Annotated in this window: 18 protein-coding genes and 1 pseudogene; 11 read left to right on the top strand and 8 right to left on the bottom strand. The window is 39.7% G+C overall.

The window, feature by feature from the left end; genetic code table 11:
* A pseudogene (locus FTU38_RS13810) lies at positions 1-91 on the top strand (IS5/IS1182 family transposase); the annotation flags it as partial.
* A 580-nt stretch (positions 92-671) separates the two neighbouring features.
* On the opposite strand, the gene FTU38_RS13805 reads toward FTU38_RS13810, so the two are convergent.
* On the bottom strand, positions 672-1133 hold the full coding sequence (locus FTU38_RS13805) for an Hsp20 family protein (RefSeq protein ID WP_168378471.1): 462 nt from the start codon (positions 1131-1133) through the stop codon (positions 672-674).
* Between the two features lie 315 nt (positions 1134-1448).
* Between FTU38_RS13805 and FTU38_RS13800 the strand changes: the two genes are divergently transcribed.
* Positions 1449-2066, top strand: a complete 618-nt coding sequence (locus FTU38_RS13800) for a glutathione S-transferase N-terminal domain-containing protein (RefSeq protein ID WP_180111575.1) — start codon at positions 1449-1451, stop codon at positions 2064-2066.
* Positions 2067-2094: 28 nt separating this feature from the next.
* Here the strand turns inward: FTU38_RS13800 and FTU38_RS13795 are convergent, their stop codons facing one another.
* Positions 2095-2508, bottom strand: coding sequence for an energy transducer TonB (locus FTU38_RS13795; RefSeq protein ID WP_180111573.1), 414 nt, complete (start codon positions 2506-2508; stop codon positions 2095-2097).
* A 181-nt stretch (positions 2509-2689) separates the two neighbouring features.
* Here FTU38_RS13795 and FTU38_RS13790 point away from each other — a divergent pair, with 181 nt between their 5' ends.
* Positions 2690-2974 (top strand): hypothetical protein, encoded by a 285-nt coding sequence (locus tag FTU38_RS13790; protein WP_078192639.1) that lies wholly within the window; start codon positions 2690-2692, stop codon positions 2972-2974.
* Positions 2975-2986: 12 nt separating this feature from the next.
* Positions 2987-3415 (top strand): YqaA family protein, encoded by a 429-nt coding sequence (locus FTU38_RS13785; RefSeq protein WP_168378474.1) that lies wholly within the window; start codon positions 2987-2989, stop codon positions 3413-3415.
* Positions 3416-3470: 55 nt separating this feature from the next.
* Here the strand turns inward: FTU38_RS13785 and FTU38_RS13780 are convergent, their stop codons facing one another.
* Both FTU38_RS13780 and FTU38_RS13775 read right to left on the bottom strand, forming a co-directional pair.
* Complete coding sequence (locus FTU38_RS13780; RefSeq protein ID WP_180111571.1) at positions 3471-4205, bottom strand: energy transducer TonB; 735 nt, start codon at positions 4203-4205, stop codon at positions 3471-3473.
* A gap of 104 nt (positions 4206-4309) precedes the next feature.
* On the bottom strand, positions 4310-5563 hold the full coding sequence (locus FTU38_RS13775) for an MFS transporter (protein ID WP_180111579.1): 1254 nt from the start codon (positions 5561-5563) through the stop codon (positions 4310-4312).
* 223 nt (positions 5564-5786) lie between these two features.
* Between FTU38_RS13775 and rpmI the strand changes: the two genes are divergently transcribed.
* Together rpmI and rplT are read left to right on the top strand one after the other, a co-directional pair.
* The gene (gene rpmI, locus FTU38_RS13770; RefSeq protein ID WP_065994397.1) at positions 5787-5981 is read left to right on the top strand and encodes a 50S ribosomal protein L35; all 195 of its coding nucleotides are present in this window, start codon (positions 5787-5789) and stop codon (positions 5979-5981) included.
* An 11-nt stretch (positions 5982-5992) separates the two neighbouring features.
* Complete coding sequence (gene rplT, locus FTU38_RS13765) at positions 5993-6352, top strand: 50S ribosomal protein L20 (RefSeq protein WP_004647525.1); 360 nt, start codon at positions 5993-5995, stop codon at positions 6350-6352.
* Between the two features lie 77 nt (positions 6353-6429).
* Here rplT and FTU38_RS13760 read toward each other — a convergent pair whose 3' ends face one another.
* Positions 6430-7572: a hypothetical protein gene (locus tag FTU38_RS13760; protein WP_180111569.1), complete on the bottom strand. Its 1143-nt coding sequence runs from the start codon at positions 7570-7572 to the stop codon at positions 6430-6432.
* 574 nt (positions 7573-8146) lie between these two features.
* Between FTU38_RS13760 and FTU38_RS13755 the strand changes: the two genes are divergently transcribed.
* Together FTU38_RS13755 and FTU38_RS13750 are read left to right on the top strand one after the other, a co-directional pair.
* Positions 8147-8698, top strand: a complete 552-nt coding sequence (locus FTU38_RS13755) for an adenylate kinase (protein WP_180111567.1) — start codon at positions 8147-8149, stop codon at positions 8696-8698.
* A gap of 111 nt (positions 8699-8809) precedes the next feature.
* Complete coding sequence (locus FTU38_RS13750; protein WP_111884721.1) at positions 8810-9022, top strand: hypothetical protein; 213 nt, start codon at positions 8810-8812, stop codon at positions 9020-9022.
* 85 nt (positions 9023-9107) lie between these two features.
* On the opposite strand, the gene FTU38_RS13745 is transcribed toward FTU38_RS13750, so the two are convergent.
* Positions 9108-10136 carry a hypothetical protein gene (locus FTU38_RS13745; protein WP_180111565.1) on the bottom strand — a complete coding sequence of 343 codons (1029 nt, stop codon included), beginning with the start codon at positions 10134-10136 and terminating at the stop codon, positions 9108-9110.
* 159 nt (positions 10137-10295) lie between these two features.
* Here FTU38_RS13745 and pheS point away from each other — a divergent pair, with 159 nt between their 5' ends.
* The 3 genes from pheS to FTU38_RS13730 all read left to right on the top strand — a co-directional run bounded on the left by pheS (position 10296) and on the right by FTU38_RS13730 (position 14081).
* Positions 10296-11276, top strand: a complete 981-nt coding sequence (gene pheS, locus FTU38_RS13740) for a phenylalanine--tRNA ligase subunit alpha (RefSeq protein WP_180024390.1) — start codon at positions 10296-10298, stop codon at positions 11274-11276.
* Between the two features lie 130 nt (positions 11277-11406).
* Positions 11407-13788, top strand: coding sequence for a phenylalanine--tRNA ligase subunit beta (gene pheT / locus FTU38_RS13735; RefSeq protein WP_180111563.1), 2382 nt, complete (start codon positions 11407-11409; stop codon positions 13786-13788).
* The gene (locus FTU38_RS13730; RefSeq protein WP_004649746.1) at positions 13785-14081 is read left to right on the top strand and encodes an integration host factor subunit alpha; all 297 of its coding nucleotides are present in this window, start codon (positions 13785-13787) and stop codon (positions 14079-14081) included. Before pheT ends, FTU38_RS13730 begins: the two co-directional genes overlap by 4 nt.
* Before the next feature lie 282 nt (positions 14082-14363).
* Here the strand turns inward: FTU38_RS13730 and FTU38_RS13725 are convergent, their stop codons facing one another.
* Both FTU38_RS13725 and rho read right to left on the bottom strand, forming a co-directional pair.
* On the bottom strand, positions 14364-14609 hold the full coding sequence (locus tag FTU38_RS13725) for a hypothetical protein (RefSeq protein ID WP_180111562.1): 246 nt from the start codon (positions 14607-14609) through the stop codon (positions 14364-14366).
* Positions 14610-15021: 412 nt separating this feature from the next.
* Entirely contained in the window at positions 15022-16290 is a 1269-nt protein-coding gene (gene rho / locus FTU38_RS13720; protein ID WP_067731074.1) for a transcription termination factor Rho, read from the bottom strand.
* Positions 16291-16433: the final 143 nt, after the last annotated feature.

Below are 16433 nucleotides of genomic sequence, written 5' to 3'. Positions count from 1 at the left end.
TAGAGGAATTGCCACAAGATACGATAAGCTAAAACGTAACTATCAAAGCGCTGTTGCTTTAGCTTGTATATTTATATGGTTGCCTCTTTAGCTCAATTTATCGGCTGTAAATGTCAACACACCCTAAGTAAGTTTCTTTAAGAAAGACAAATTTGATTATATTTTAATTGATATTCAATCGTTGTTTCGATTCAGACGTTTTGAAATGCTTTAATTTAGTTTTAATGTAGGTATAAAGTGAGCAAAGCTTTTTATTGAGCTAACTATGTGAGATCTATTTACATAAAACAGGCCGTGAAATAGGGGTTTTCAGTACCCTCCAATAGATTTTCATCTTGGTAATATTAGGTCGTATATTCCATGTCATAAAAGCAATCAGAACAAAGTACATTTCATATAAATAGATAGTAATACAGAGTAGGATTATTTTTTGCAAGATACGCCAAAATTTAAAAAGAGTAGATGAGCAGCTTGTAAGCCAGACCCACCAAGGATTCATTAAAAACACCTATATGGAGTATTTAGTTTGGAATAAAAAATCAGAACATAAAATTTGCAATCTAGACACTATATTTTTGAGATGGGATGATTTTAATTCTTTTTTATCATGTTACGAATTTAACTATTTTTTTCAAAAAAAAGACCCCGAAGGGTCTTTTTTTTATGAGGGTTTACTCAGCGCTATTTTCTTGGACAGGACTTTCTATCAATGCCTTTTTGCCAATTGGAATTTGGCGTGGCAGTTTTTCTTCAGGAATAATACGCTGTAAGTCCACTGTCAATAAACCATTTTCATATAGGGCTTGTTGCACTTCTATATGTTCATCTAAGCGTAAAGACAGTTTAAATGTACGACGAGCAATGCCTTTATGCAGGAATTCCACAGTTGTATCTTGCGCTTCAGTTGGTTTACCTGAAATGCTTAGCACTTGATTTTCTAAGTTTAGCGAAAGTTCATCTTCTGTAAAACCTGCGGTTGCCACCACAATGCGATAGCTATTTTCAGCCGTTTTTTCAATATTGTATGGCGGGTAATTTGGTGTGTCGCTTTGCATGGCATAATCAAATAAATCGTTGAAACGATCAAAACCAATGCTACGACGGAAAAGTGGGTTAAGATTTAAACTACTCATAATTAGAACTCTCTTTAATAAGCAAAGTTGTAACAATAAGAAATGTTCAGTGATGCTTGGCATCCACTGTTCACTAACAAGATCGTTTGATCCTTGTACATGTATCAATATCGGTCTGTGCTGATTTTTTTCAAGGGATTTTTATAAAAAAATTATATTTTTTGAATTTTTGTACCTTAAGTGATTTTAAAAGCAAAGTGATAATTCACATTTTAACGTTACTTTTCAGAAAAACTGACAAGCTTTCACTGGATTAAACATGTTATACATAAAGCAAAATGAGATTGCCTTACTGAAAATTAAAAAGGAATATAGATGATTGATCTCTACTATTGGGGTACACCCAATGGACATAAAATTACCATCGCTTTAGAAGAAATGGGTTTGGAATACCAAATTTTTCCGATTAATATCTTGGAAAATGATCAATTTCAGCCAGACTTTTTGAGAATTTCTCCGAACAATAAAATCCCTGCAATCGTGGATCAGAATGGCCCACGAGGAGAGTCGATTTCAGTTTTTGAGTCTGGTGCGATTCTGCAATATCTTGGACGTAAAACAGGTTTGTTTTATCCAGAAGATGAGTTTGAGCGCGTTGAAGTTGAACAATGGTTGATGTGGCAAATGGGTGGTTTTGGGCCCATGTTAGGACAAAATCATCATTTTAGTCGTTTTGCACCTGAACGTATTCCGTATGCAACTGAACGTTATGTAAATGAGTCTAAACGCTTATATAAAGTTTTGAACCATCAGTTGATTGGTCAAAAATTTGTGGCTGGAGAGTATTCGATTGCAGATATGGCTATTCTGCCTTGGGCACTGCGTCATGAATGGCAGCAAATTCAGCTGGAAGATTATCCATACGTGAAAGACTATATCGATCGACTGACGGCCCGTCCAGCGGTACAAAAAACCTTAGCAATACACGTTTAAAAAAAGAGCATGGAAACATGCTCTTTTTTTACGAAATAAATAGAAGCTTTTTCCACCAAGGTCTTTGGTTTTCTTTCAGGGTCTTGAGTGAGAAGGGCTGTACGGCAACAAAGGGGGAGGCTACACCATTTTCGATATAAGGTTTGAACTTGGCACGTAAAAGTGACTGCTCAACCCGCTTATCAATGTGTGTAAGTCCAGAGCTTTTGATTAATTCAGCTTTTTGAACTTCGCCGGTGGCTAAAACATATAGTTTGAAACTGAGGTCACGATTTTGATTGCCCAGATCGTCATTGTTGAAGTTAAAAATAGGTCGCTTTTTCCAAATCATTTGATCTTGTGTAATCAAGTGTTGTTTGGCAATTTCAGAAGGACTTTGTGCATATAAAGCGGTCAAAATTTGTAATAACACAATAAAACTTAAGCAAAGAATTTTTTTCATAAAGTGAGTTAAAATTATTCAATATTTGCGTGGCAGATTAGAAGTCTCATGTATAAAAGTAAAGTGCGGAAAGACTCACCTTAAGATTTTAGATAGGACGGAAGAAAATTCTAACGCTGTGTTAGAATGCGGCGCTGCCGAAAAGAACGCGTTGTTGACGGCTTAGTTGGACGATTTTGCGATGAAAGACTTTTTCTTAAATTTTACCCGTATTGTTGAAAATAACCCAAGAATCTATTGGAGTATTATTTTTGGTATTGCAGGCTGCTTAGTGCTATTTGTCGCTGAAATTGTGCATGTTCAAAATATTCTTGCAGATTTACATACCAAAGATCAAAACTTGATGCGAGCTGCGATTGAACCGATTTCTTCACAATATAAATGGTCGAGAATCGTTGTAATTGTTGCAGCAGTGCTTTGGTCAAATTTTGAATATTTGAAGTCGAAGAAAAAATTAGGTCTCTAAGCATTCGTTTCGATGTGGTCGTTTTTAGTTTTATTCTTCGCGGCATTTGGGGCTGCGACCTTACTTCCTTTACAGTCCGAAGCCGTATTGCTCGGCTTGTTGAGCTATGGTCAACATAATCCATGGCTGCTGATTGTGGTGGCCAGTATTGGTAATATTCTCGGTTCTTGTGTGAATTGGTGGCTCGGTTTAAAAGTAGAACATTATAAAAATAAAACATGGTTTCCCGTGTCAGAGCTGAAAATGCAGCAGGCACAGGGTATTTATCACAAATATGGTTATTGGTCTTTGCTGCTGAGTTGGCTGCCGATTATTGGAGACCCTATTACTTTAATTGCGGGTTTAATGAAAGAAAACTTCTGGCGCTTTGTGTTCATGGTGACCGTAGCGAAAACCGGGCGTTATCTCTGTATTTATCTTATATTTTTAGGTTTCTTCTGAGATAAAACAGGGCATTGAAACATTCAATCCCTGTTTGAAATGTTGAATCTATTACTTATTTACAGCCATTTACTTGAAACTGAATTTCATCTTTAAAGTTCGACTTTTTGTAGATCCAAAGGGTGCTCGCAGTACGTTTAACCGAGATCTGACTATTTCTTAGTGCTTCAACGACTTTCTGATCGAGTGCATAAATGCCAGAGCCTTGCTTGATCTTGACCTTTTTCACTTGTCCGTGTTTGTCCACTTTAAAGTTAAATTTGACTTTACGGTCGTGCTGTTTCAACTCATGACTAGTGAGATCTAATTTTGGTTGAGATACATATTGGAATGGCGTTTTCTTATTTGCACTTTGTGCATTCCAAACTTTTGAATCAAAGTTGAAATCACATTCAGGCGTATTGCCTTTAACTCTCAAATTAAACGCTTGATAGCCAATAATGGCTTTGGCTTCACCATTTTCTAAATGTGGTTTGACTTTAGCTTTTTTGACAGCAGAAATTAAGATTCGGTCGAGTTGATCGACCCCTGTACTTTCTTCAACACTTGCATCGGTAATTGTACCTTTTGCATTCGCTGTGACACGAATAATGGCCGCGCGGTCACGTTGCTTGAGGTCTTCATTGGCATATACTGGTTTTGGAAAAACCGACCAATTTAAACGCGTGGTTAAATGCGCAGGAGCAACTTCAATATTCTGTGCCGGAAGTTGATGGGTTTTGGTTGAAGCACTAAACGCTGTAGAAAATGGAGCGCAGGCCAAAAGGGTTAAGCACAGATATTGTTTCATAAGTCTATTCTAAGATCACAAAGTGAGTGATGAATGCGTCGATATTGCTGCGCAGTATTTCCTGTATTGGAAATACTGGCAAGGTTTAAATGGAAAATATGCCATTATTTTTTTGACTGATGGGTAATGTCGATCCCAAACAAGTCACGGGTTTTTGCCCAACTGATTGCAACTACAGCCATGGTCATACAGCCACCAAAGATTGTCGCCATGATCGTGCCCATGTATTTTGCTGCAAGTCCCGATTCAAAAGCTCCAAGTTCATTACTGCTAGAAACAAACATGCCATTCACCGCAGCAACACGACCCCGCATATTTTCAGGTGGATAAAGTTGCAAAATGGTCTGACGAACCACCACAGACACGCTGTCACATGCCCCAGTCATTGCCAGTGCAAAGAGTGATAACCAAAGATTGCTTGAAAATGCGAATAAAATGGTAAATACACCAAAACCCGCTACAGCCAATAACATATTACGCCATGCATGATGAGTTGGAGGGAATTTGGTCAATGCAATCATGGTGATCAGGGCGCCAATAGACGGTGCTGCCCGTAAGTAGCCCAAACCTTCAGGCCCCACTTTTAAAATATCTTCGGCAAAAATCGGTAAGAGGGCAATCACGCCACCAAAAAGCACAGAAACTAAATCGAGTGAAATCGCCCAAAGGACAATTTTGGTTTTCCAGATAAAACGAAAACCTTCACTTAAACTATCTTTTAAATTGTCAGATTCAATTTTAGGGAAACTGCGTTTACTGAGCAGATTAATGAGGACGAAGCAGACCGTTAGTAGTGCTGCAACACTGAGCAAACTGGTCTCACGGCCTAAAAATGCCAACATAAAACCGCCAAGCATTGGCCCAATAATCACCCCACTTTGCCAACCAATCGTTGTCCATGTTGCACCATTGGCATAGAGCTCCCGCGGGATTAAAAAAGGTTTAAGCGACGTTGCCGAGGGATTATAGAAACCACGGATCGTTCCAAGCCCAAAAATGACCGAATAAATACCCCAAGACAGTTGGGTGACATCAATTTGGCCGAGACCATATTGGTGAAATAACCCCCAAAGAATCAGTGGCATAGGTACAGAAAAAAACAGACAAATTTTCATAATGGTCTGTTTATTGAAACGATCTGCAAAGTATCCTCCCCACAAAGAGAGAGCAATAAAAGGAATTGCTTCGGCTAAACCAATTAAGCCCAGTGTTAGCGGGTCTTTAGTGATTTGATACAGTGAGTAAGCAACAATAATTTCTTGAATCAAAATGGCTAAGGTCAGACAAAATTGATTAAGCGTAACAATCGAGAAATCCCGATAACGTAGGGCTGCAAAAGCATCCTGTGCAGGTTTCATAATGGACAGTAATAGTTGGCGTGCCGACATTATATAAGCCTTATTGGGCATCGCTTATAAAATCATCGGAAAATCTATATCAGAAAATTAATTAAGTTCGATATTCGGTAGAAAGATTCGCTTTTGTTTTGAGCAAAGATGCTTTAGAATACTCGCTCCCTTACCTGCAGGGCGTCTTTGCAATGGTGCAGACGTGCCGAACAGGTGTTCAAAAGAGGTTCTTATGCCTAAGATGAAAACTCGCCGTGGTGCAGCTAAACGCTTCAAGCCAACTGCAAACGGTTTTAAACGTCACCAAGCGTTCAAACGACACATTTTGACCAAAAAATCTGCTAAGCGTATCCGTCAATTACGCGGCTGTGTAATGGTTCACGTAAGTGACGTTGCTTCAGTTCGCCGTATGTGCCCATACATCTAAGGAGATTATAAATGGCTCGTGTTAAACGTGGTGTACAGGCTCATCGCCGTCATAAAAAAATTCTTGCTCGTGCTAAAGGTTACTACGGCGCTCGTTCACGCGTATATCGCGTAGCGTTCCAAGCAGTAATCAAAGCAGGTCAATATGCTTACCGTGACCGTCGTCAAAAGAAACGTCAATTCCGTGCTCTATGGATTGCGCGTATCAATGCCGGTGCTCGTCAAAATGGTTTGTCGTACAGCCGTATGATCGCTGGCTTGAAAAAAGCTCAAGTGATTATCGACCGTCGCGTACTTGCTGACATCGCTATGCATGACGCAGTTGCGTTTGCTGCTTTAGCTTCTAAAGCTAAAGATGCATTAGCTGCATAAGTCTTTATGACATAAAAAAAGACCGCTTTTAGCGGTCTTTTTTTGGGCTTTAAATTCTTATGTAAGCTTAACCAATATTAATCGGTTTTTGTTTTAAGCTGGACATAAGCAAGGTCTCGGTGCTGAAAATGATAGTTATGCCAATGATAATAAATGGGAAATTCATAAATTGCATTTATTTTAAAGTGCGTGTTGTAGAAAGGTGTTTTGGGTAAAATATGAAAAGTTTGCTGGTTGTCTAATAACAACCATTTCTGACCATCTGCATCCATTGAGAGTAATTGCGCATCGGTCATTTTATGAGTGCCAAAATGCAAAGCATAATAACTATGCAATACCGGCATTAGAAAAAGGCTCAGGCTCAGCGTTAAAAATGTACTGGACAGCACGCTTCCTGTAAACGCCATTTTGGGAATATCTTTTTGTATCCACAATACGCTTGGAATGAAAATCAGCAGAAAAATAATGGCCAAACACAGCAAAACCGGATAATTGGAAATGTAAAAGAACTGCGCTTGCGCGTTTAAATATAAGCCCAAAATACCAATAGGAACGCTGCCGATAATCAGGTAGGCGATCCGCGGGCTGATCTTGGTTTGCAGAATTAAATTTTGCAGATCTTCTTGAGAAAGCGTCAGCGCCGCAATCTCATCCTGAAAATTATAATATTGTTTGAGTATTTGAATCAGCTGCCCTTTTTCATGTTCACTTAAGCATGCAAGGTGCAGTTGAGATTGAACATTTTTAAGGGGGAAGAATAAAAGCTGTGGATTTTCTTTGTTGGCAGTCTGATAAATGGGACGCTGCAGCCATGAGATCCGTTTTGGGCGTTTTATACCAAGAATGGCAAATTGACAGTATTCTACCTCCTGCCGCTGAATGAATGTGCTGAGAGGTATTTTCCACAAGCGGTAATAAATTTTATCAGGCGTAATGACCAGTTTAATCTGCGTTTTTAAGTAATCAATGACAATTATAGATACGATGTAGAGCAGGATCAGCTGGGCATGATCGGCTTGCAGCTTGTAAATCGGGAAATTTTTTAGGGTGAATTGCAGGTATTCAATCACTATGCTGACGTTAAGCGGTTGAGCTTGATCTCTAAACCATTTGAAAAAAGGTATAATAAAGACCATCGCAATGCCTAGTAAAATAAGCATTAAAATTGTTGGCCATGAAATCAGCGGTTTTTTAGCATAAATGTCAAATTCTGTTTTCATAAAGTCTCATAATAATTATGTTGAAATTTTATATTTAAGTGTTTGGTTACTATATTTAAATTTTGAATATTTGATCGATGCTTAGCGCTAAATTATATCTGAAAATGAATAGGCTAGGTAGGTGCTGCGCCCCGAGCCACGGTTTGTGCGTATTATGTCGTGATTTCAATGTTTAGCTTCGATCTTGTTGCCTGGCCGGTTTGTTTAATGCTCAGTTGAAGGCCCGCACATGCACACGGCGCTTTTCGCTCAGAACGGGAAGGTATTTATATTGCGCATGTTCATCATAATTGCGAGCAGAATTAATTCATTCATCTGGGGACAGCTAGAATCTGTTTTTTTTATAAGGCGTGCAGATAGGGGGGACGGCCATAAATGAATGGATAAATACCAACTGAAAAATTATTGGATCAATATAGTCTGTGAAAAGTGTGTTTTTATACTGCAATTGAACCTGACTTTATCAATATCGATGCAGATCTTTTGGATTATCATGAAGAATAAAAGTTAACCTACAGATCCAATGCTGTTATCTTGGAGTAGATTCACCAGACTCAAGTAGATCATCATGACAATGAAAAGAATAAATGTAGTCGGTACATCGGCCACTGGAAAATCAACCTTTTCCAGAGCTTTGGCGGAAAAATTAGGGTTACATTATATTGAACTGGATAACCTATTTTGGCTGGATGATTGGCAGGAGTGTCCTGACGAAATCTTTTTTGCACGTATCGAAGCTGAAATTGCCAAAGCAAAAAATGGTTATGTTATTGATGGCAATTATACTCGGACGATTCCTGTTAAATGGTCTGAAATAGATACGGTGATATGGTTAGACCTTTCGTTTCCAGTTAATTTATACCGCTCTGTAAAGCGCGCAATTTCTCGGGCTAAGTCCAAACAAGATCTTTGGCCGGATTCAAATAATCAGGAAAGTTTCTGGCGGATGTTTGGTCGAGATTCCATTGTCTGGTGGATGATTAAGACCCATAAAACGAATCGTGAAAAATATCTACAGATGATGAATGCACCTGAATATCAACATATTCAATGGATTCGTTTAAAGTCTGCAAATGCAGTTGATGCATTTTTAGAACAATTGGACTCTTATGTTTTTGATGTTTAAGTTTTGATGTTTTATCAATAAAAAAGTGCAGTTAAGTTACAGAAATAATCTTTATACCGCGCTTTGCGACATGCCTAATGTATGGATAGAAAAGAACAAAAGGAAAATAAAATGTTGGCTGAAATAGTTGGTATGGGTCAAGGTAGCATTACTGTAGAGCTCGAAATGATTCCCCGCAAAGGTGAGGCAGTCAAAATCATGTATGGTGCAGACGCAGAGCTTGAGGGGGAAGTAGTCTCTGTCAGTCATTATATTAATCAACATGCCGATCAGCATCGCGTTCGATTAGAAATTCGTCCGTTTAATTATTTAACGACCTCATAATTTTGAGGTCATTCATACATAAGCATGTTCATAAAAAAAGCCCTTCTATGAGAAGGGCTTTTTAATGTCAATCACATTTATACAGTTAAAGTCCGAAGTAATAAGCCAATAAGCAAATCACTACCGTAATAATAATTAAGGTAATCACTCCACCTGCACCGGGTTTATGGGTTGGATTAGGCGTGTGTGCATGCTGAGGATTTGATTTTCTTCGCTCAGTTTTAAATCCATCCAGAGGAGAGCTTTCGACCACAGGAGTTAAACGTGCAGTTTTATAGTGATTGGCGACTTTCACAATAAATTTTGCCGTTAAATCTTCAGTTTTTTGAGCAAAATGTCGCAAATTTAACTGTTCTTCAGGTGTATAGATGCTGCCATCTGCATGATAGGGATGCTGAATTTTAGACTGAATGTGGCGGTTTAATGCATCTAAGCGATGTAAGCTATCATGTGCGAAATCCGCTTGTGCATCCGTTGGCAAGAGTGCAAGTTTTGTAGATTCATTCGATTCGCTGCTTAGATCAGGCTGCGTACCATAATAAGGTGTGCCCAACACCTCCGGCTCAATAAAACCTTCCGCAGGTTTTTGTAAAAATAATTCTGCTTCAGTGAAGTTGTGAATATCATCCCATTTTGGTAACTGCATATCTGCTTCGATGCGTTTAATGAGTTTATGGTTCAGCTCATAGCGCCAAAAGGTTTCGCGACGTATTTGTAGTTGTTGGGATGCCGGTGCTTCATAGTCATTTTCTGCGTTATACCACTCGGCAAGTTCTTTACCAAAAATCCACGCCTGCTTTTTATTTTGTTCGTGGCTCACAATAAAATGGGCAAAGGGAAGAAGTTCAACGTTAGCATTCGGATTTTGTTCATCATTTAGCAAGCTAGAGCTATGTAAACTTAAGCGTTGTACCCCTTGTTTTTTTAAGCCTTCTAGCCAAATTTGGAAATGTTGAGCCAATAAATGCTGTGATAGCAAATCACGAAAATGGAAACTGTGCTGATCAAAAATGTGGTGATTCAACCAACGTTGAAAACTCAAACCTTGGTTGAGAAATTCATTGCCATAAGTGACGAGTGTGAGCTGTTGTTTCCAGATTGGATCGAGTGCCATAAAGATTGGATCCCATTGATATTGTGTTTATCTTATACTTTTTTTAAAACTTGATGCTAATGCAATTTTAACTTGTGAATGCGCTTCATCATAACGGCTAAAAACTGTTAGAATAAGGGGTTTATATTATTTTTTTAAATTGTTGCTTTGAGAGTTACTATGTCACTGGAAGCCCTGACCACTGAAGCGCTCGCTGCGATTGCAGCAGCAGAGGACCTTGCTACACTCGACCAAGTGCGAGTGCAATTTACAGGGAAGAAAAGCCAGCTCGCGGAACAATCGAAGTCGCTCGGTAAAATGGACCCAGAAGAACGTAAAGTTTTTGGTGCTCAAATTCATGCCGTTCGTGAATCGATTACTGGCGCACTGACTGCTCGTCAAGCTGAATTACAAAAAGCTGCATTAGAACAAAAGCTTGCTAGCGAAACGATTGATATTACTTTACCCGGCCGTGGTCAAACGGTGGGTAGTATTCACCCTGTGACTCAAGTTCAAGAACGTATTTGCCAATTCTTTACCAAAGCTGGCTTTACTGTTGCGACTGGTCCAGAAGTTGAAGATGATTATCACAACTTTGAAGCATTGAACATTCCGGGTCATCACCCTGCACGTGCGATGCACGACACTTTCTATTTTGATGCGAATCATTTACTTCGTACGCATACCTCAGGCGTGCAAATTCGTACGATGGAAACTCAGCAGCCTCCAATCCGTATTGTGTGCCCTGGTCGTGTTTACCGCTGTGACTCAGATCAAACGCATTCTCCAATGTTCCATCAAATCGAAGGTTTGTACGTTGCTGAAAACACCAGCTTTGCAGAACTTAAAGGTTTGTTGGTGAACTTGTTAAATGAATTCTTTGAAAAAGATTTGAAAGTACGTTTCCGTCCATCTTATTTCCCATTCACAGAGCCAAGTGCGGAAGTGGATATCATGGATGAACGTGGTAAATGGTTGGAAGTTTTGGGCTGCGGTATGGTGCATCCAAACGTTTTACAAGCCGCTGGCATTGACCCAGAAAAATACAAAGGCTTTGCCTTTGGTTTAGGTGTAGAACGTTTTGCAATGTTGCGTTATGGCATTAATGACCTACGTATGTTCTACCAAAATGATGTGCGTTTCTTACGCCAATTTGCTTAAACAGTTTTATACCTCTCCCTAACCTCTCCTAAAAGGAGAGGGGTTGTCCATCATGACTTAGGGTTCGTCCTCTTTCTTTAAAGGGGCGCTAGAGGGGATTAGAAATTTAGAATTAATAGGTTTTTATACAATGAAAATTAGCGAAAATTGGTTGCGTACATGGGTTAACCCAGCCATTGATAGCGATACACTTTCTGACCAACTGACCATGTTAGGTTTAGAAGTTGATGATTTATCTCCTGCTGCAAAACCATTTACTGGTGTAGTAGTCGGTGAAGTTTTAACAGTGGTTCAACATCCCGATGCTGACCGTTTACGTGTCACTACTGTAAACATCGGTTCAGGCGAGCCGTTACAAATCGTTTGTGGTGCTCCAAACGTGCGTGTAGGCATGAAAGCTCCTGTAGCAACCATTGGTGCAGTACTTCCGGGCGATTTCAAAATCAAAAAAGGCAAGCTTCGTGGTGTTGAATCGCAAGGCATGCTGTGCGGTGCGTCTGAAATTGATCTTGAAGACAAAATCGACGGTCTATTAGAGCTTCCTGCAGATGCTCCTGTTGGTGTAAATGTGCGTGAATATTTAGATCTTGATGACAATGTGATTGATATCAGTATTACACCAAACCGTGGTGACTGTTTCAGTATTCGTGGTATTGCACGTGAAATTGGTGTGATTAATCAACTCCCTGTGACTGCCCCTGAAATTAAAGAAGTTGCTGCAACAATTACTGATGAGAAGAAAGTTGTTATTGAAACTGATGGTTGCCCACGTTACTTAGGTCGAGTGATCAAAAACGTCAATACCAAAGCACCAACTCCTGAGTGGATGGAACGTGCATTGGCTCGTGCGGGCATTCGTCAGCACAGTATTTTGGTCGATATTACCAACTACGTTTTAATGGAATTGGGTCAACCTTTACATGCATTCGATGGCGGTAAAGTTGAAGGGTCAGTTCGTGTACGCCAAGCAACAGCAGCAGAAAAATTAACGTTGTTGAATGAACAAGAAGTTGAATTATCTGAAAACGTGATGGTGATTGCGGATGATCAAAAAGCTTTGGCGATTGCAGGAATCATGGGCGGTCTAAGTTCAGCCGTTTCTGACGATACCACTGAAATTTTCCTTGAGTCGGCGTTCTTTGATCAACTCTATATCGCAGGTCGTGCACGTAGTTTTGGTTTGCATACTGATGCATCTCAGCGTTATGAACGCGGTGTAGACTTTGAATTGCCGATGACGGCAATGCACCGTGCTTCTCAGCTTATCGCTGATTTAGCTGGCGGTGAATTTGGTCCAATTACTGTTGCTGAAAAAGTAGAGTTATTACCAAAACGTGAAGCCATTGAACTAAATCAAGCACAAGTCGATCAACTCCTCGGTTATAAAGTTGAATCTGCATTTATTACCGATGCTTTAACGCGTTTGGGTTGCAATGTCACTGTGAAAGCAGAAGGTGAGTGGACAGTTGTACCGCCATCACACCGTTTTGACATGGCGATTTACCAAGACCTCATTGAAGAAGTGGCACGTATTCACGGTTACGACAATATTCAAATTAGCTTGCCGGTGATTGATGTCAAACTGGCGAAATACCAAGACCAATTTGAATTGGTTCAGTTACGTCAAACTGCAGTGGCTTTGGGTTATCAAGAAGCAATTAGCTTTAGCTTTGCTGATGCGAAACTTGAGAAACAATTGAATCCACAGGTTCAACCACTAGCGCTTGCAAACCCGATTTCTAGTGATCTTGCAGTGATGCGTTCAACCTTATTATCAAGTTTGATTCCATGTGTGCAATACAACGTGAACCGTCAGCAAAATCGTGTTCGTTTCTATGAGCTTGGTCTACGTTTTGATTATCAAGGTGCGAACAGCATTCATGATCTCAAACAGATACCAACCTTTGCACTAGTTGCAACAGGTTCGCGTACGACTGAATCTTGGCATGGTAAAGCACAGCCAATGGATTTCTTTGACTTTAAAGGCGATGTAGAAGAGATTTTAAATTCTGCACGTTTAAATGTTGAATATGAACGTTCAGAGCGTACGTGGTTGCATCCAGGTCAATCTGCTGAAATCTTAGTCAATGGTCAATCAATTGGTTACTTCGGTCGTTTACACCCATCTTTAGAAGATGAATTGGATTTGGCAACAACTTGGGTAGCTGAGTTGGATCAATCGGCTGTTTTGCAAACTTATGTATCTAATTTTACAGAATTATCACGTTTTCCGTCGGTTCGACGTGATATTGCGCTTTTAATTAGTGATAAGATTAATGTTAGTGAAATTCAGCAACTTATCGAAAAAACAGGCGGTGAACTTTTAGACGCAGTTTGGTTGTTCGATGTGTACACTGGTCAAGGTGTCGAAGAAGGCAAGCGCTCATTGGCATTTGCAATTCAATGGCAACATCCAACACGTACATTAGAAGATGCTGAAATCAAAAACGGTATGGATAACATACTTCAGGTGTTGGAAAACACTTACCAGGCGACATTGAGGGCTTCATGACAGCATTAACAAAAGCAGAAATGGCTGATCATTTAAGTGAGCTCACGAGTTTAAACCGTCGTGAAGCAAAACAAATGGTCGAGTTATTCTTCGATGAGATTAGCCAAGCGCTAATCTCTGGGGAACAAGTTAAACTCTCTGGTTTCGGTAACTTCGAGTTGCGTGATAAACGTCAACGCCCAGGCCGTAACCCGAAAACGGGTGAAGAAATTCCGATTTCTGCCCGTCGTGTAGTGACCTTCCGTGCGGGACAAAAATTCCGTCAACGTGTTGGAAATGAGCAGATCGATTGATCTGCTTTTTTTTGTCTTTGATTTAGTAGGCGCAGTGTTCATCATCTATCGCACAAGTCATGTTGAAGAATATTCGTTTTAAAGTGAGACGATATATTTGAGTTGAGTTGTCGTAAAGATTGATTGTGGCTTTCTTTGAGCTAAATCTTCAGTTTTTATTTTTCAATAAGCATGGGTTTAGTATTTTGAATTTAAGCTATTTTTATGAACTAGGCTTTAAAGTTTGAGGCAATAAAAAAGAGAGCCAAAGGGCTCTCTTTTTGTGCTGAATAATCGGTTAGATTATTGAGCTTCAGAAGCAGCAGCAGTAGCTTCAGAAGCAGCAGCAGAAGCTTCAGAAGCAGCAGCAGTAGCTTCAGAAGCAGCAGCAGAAGCTTCAACAGCAGCAGCGTCAGACGCAGCAACTACTTCAGAAGCAGCAGCTTCAGATGCAGCAGCAGGAGCAGCTTCTTCAGTTTTTTTAGCACAACCAACGAAAGCTAAAGTAGTAGCAACTGCAGCAGCAATAGCGATTTTTTTGAATAACATGGCATCACTCTCTAAAATATGAGATTAAAAAATAACCTGCGTTAGTCTGTTGTGTGCTTTTATTATGCCTAATTTGAATAGGTATTAAAAATGCATAGAGCAGTCTAACTGGTCTGCGTGTATGCTATCACTGAGTATTTTGAAATGCTACTAGTGACTTTGAAAAAACAGTTAAAAATAGGTGAAAAACGGCCATTTTTTAACAGAAAATAACAATTAAGAGAAAGTTTTATATTGGCGAAATAGCAAATAAACTACTAAAAAGAATAGGGTTTTTTAAAATATATTTTTTATAATCATAAACTTGAAAATAAGTTTACATGGAAATCCATCAAATGTTTCTTTGTGTAACCAAAGTCAACCAAATAAAAAGGCCATCGTTATAGATGGCCTTTTCAGTCAAACATTCAACTTAGTTGGATGCTTTACGTTTCATTTGATCAAAGAAATCATCATTGGTTTTGGTTTCTTTCATACGATCAAGCAAGAATTCCATCGCTGCAAGTTCGTCTTGTGTATGAAGCAATTTACGTAAAATCCAAACTTTACGGAGGTTATCTTCAGACATTAGGCGCTCTTCACGACGTGTACCTGATTTTTTGATGTTCATCGCAGGGAACACACGTTTTTCAGCAATACGACGGTCTAGGGTAATTTCTTGGTTACCTGTACCTTTGAATTCTTCGTAGATCACTTCATCCATCTTACTGCCAGTTTCAATCAACGCAGTTGAGATAATCGTCAGTGAACCACCTTCTTCGATATTACGTGCTGCACCGAAGAAACGTTTTGGACGTTCTAAAGCATGGGCATCCACACCACCAGTAAGAACTTTACCAGATGAAGGGATTACAGTGTTGTAAGCACGTGCTAAACGAGTAATTGAGTCAAGCAAAATCACTACATCTTTTTTGTGTTCAACAAGACGTTTAGCTTTTTCAATCACCATCTCTGCAACTTGTACGTGACGAGCTGGTGATTCATCGAATGTTGAAGCAACCACTTCACCACGAACAGTACGTTCCATTTCTGTTACTTCTTCAGGACGTTCGTCAATCAGAAGGACAATCAAGAAACATTCAGGATTGTTACGAACAATCGACTGTGCGATGTTTTGTAACAACATGGTTTTACCCGCTTTTGGCGGTGCAACAATAATTGAACGTTGACCTTTACCAATCGGAGCAACCAAGTCAACCACACGCGCAGTTAAGTCTTCTGTTGTACCATTACCTAATTCCATTACCAATTGTTCGGTTGGAAATAAAGGTGTTAAGTTTTCGAAAAGAATCTTATTACGTGAGTTTTCGGGTGTGTCGTAGTTAATTTGATTAACTTTTAATAATGCAAAGTAACGTTCGCCTTCTTTAGGTGGACGAATCGTACCTGTAATAGTGTCACCAGTACGAAGGTTGAAGCGACGGATTTGTGATGGGCTCACATAGATATCGTCAGGGCCGGCTAGGTAAGAACCCGCTGCAGAGCGTAAGAAACCAAAGCCGTCCGACAGAATTTCTAGAACGCCATCACCAAAAATCTCTTCGCCGTTCATTGCGTGGCGCTTTAAGATGGCAAAAATAATATCTTGCTTACGGTTACGAGCCATTCCTTCGAGGCCCATAAACTCGGCAATCTTGATGAGTTCGCCAATCGGTTTTTTCTTGAGTTCGGTTAAGTTCATAGGTGGTCAGATAGAATCTAAAATTCTGAGGTACAGGTTGGAAAAGGGAGCAACAAATGTGCCGCGATCATGCAAGAAACGATAGCAATTGGTTTGCACAAAACAATTCAGAGATCTGATTCGTTATATGAAGAGAGATGTGA

The sequence above is a fragment of the Acinetobacter sp. YH12098 genome (assembly GCF_013419235.1).
Lineage (GTDB): Bacteria > Pseudomonadota > Gammaproteobacteria > Pseudomonadales > Moraxellaceae > Acinetobacter > Acinetobacter amyesii.
This window is presented reverse-complemented; position numbering and strand designations above follow the sequence as displayed.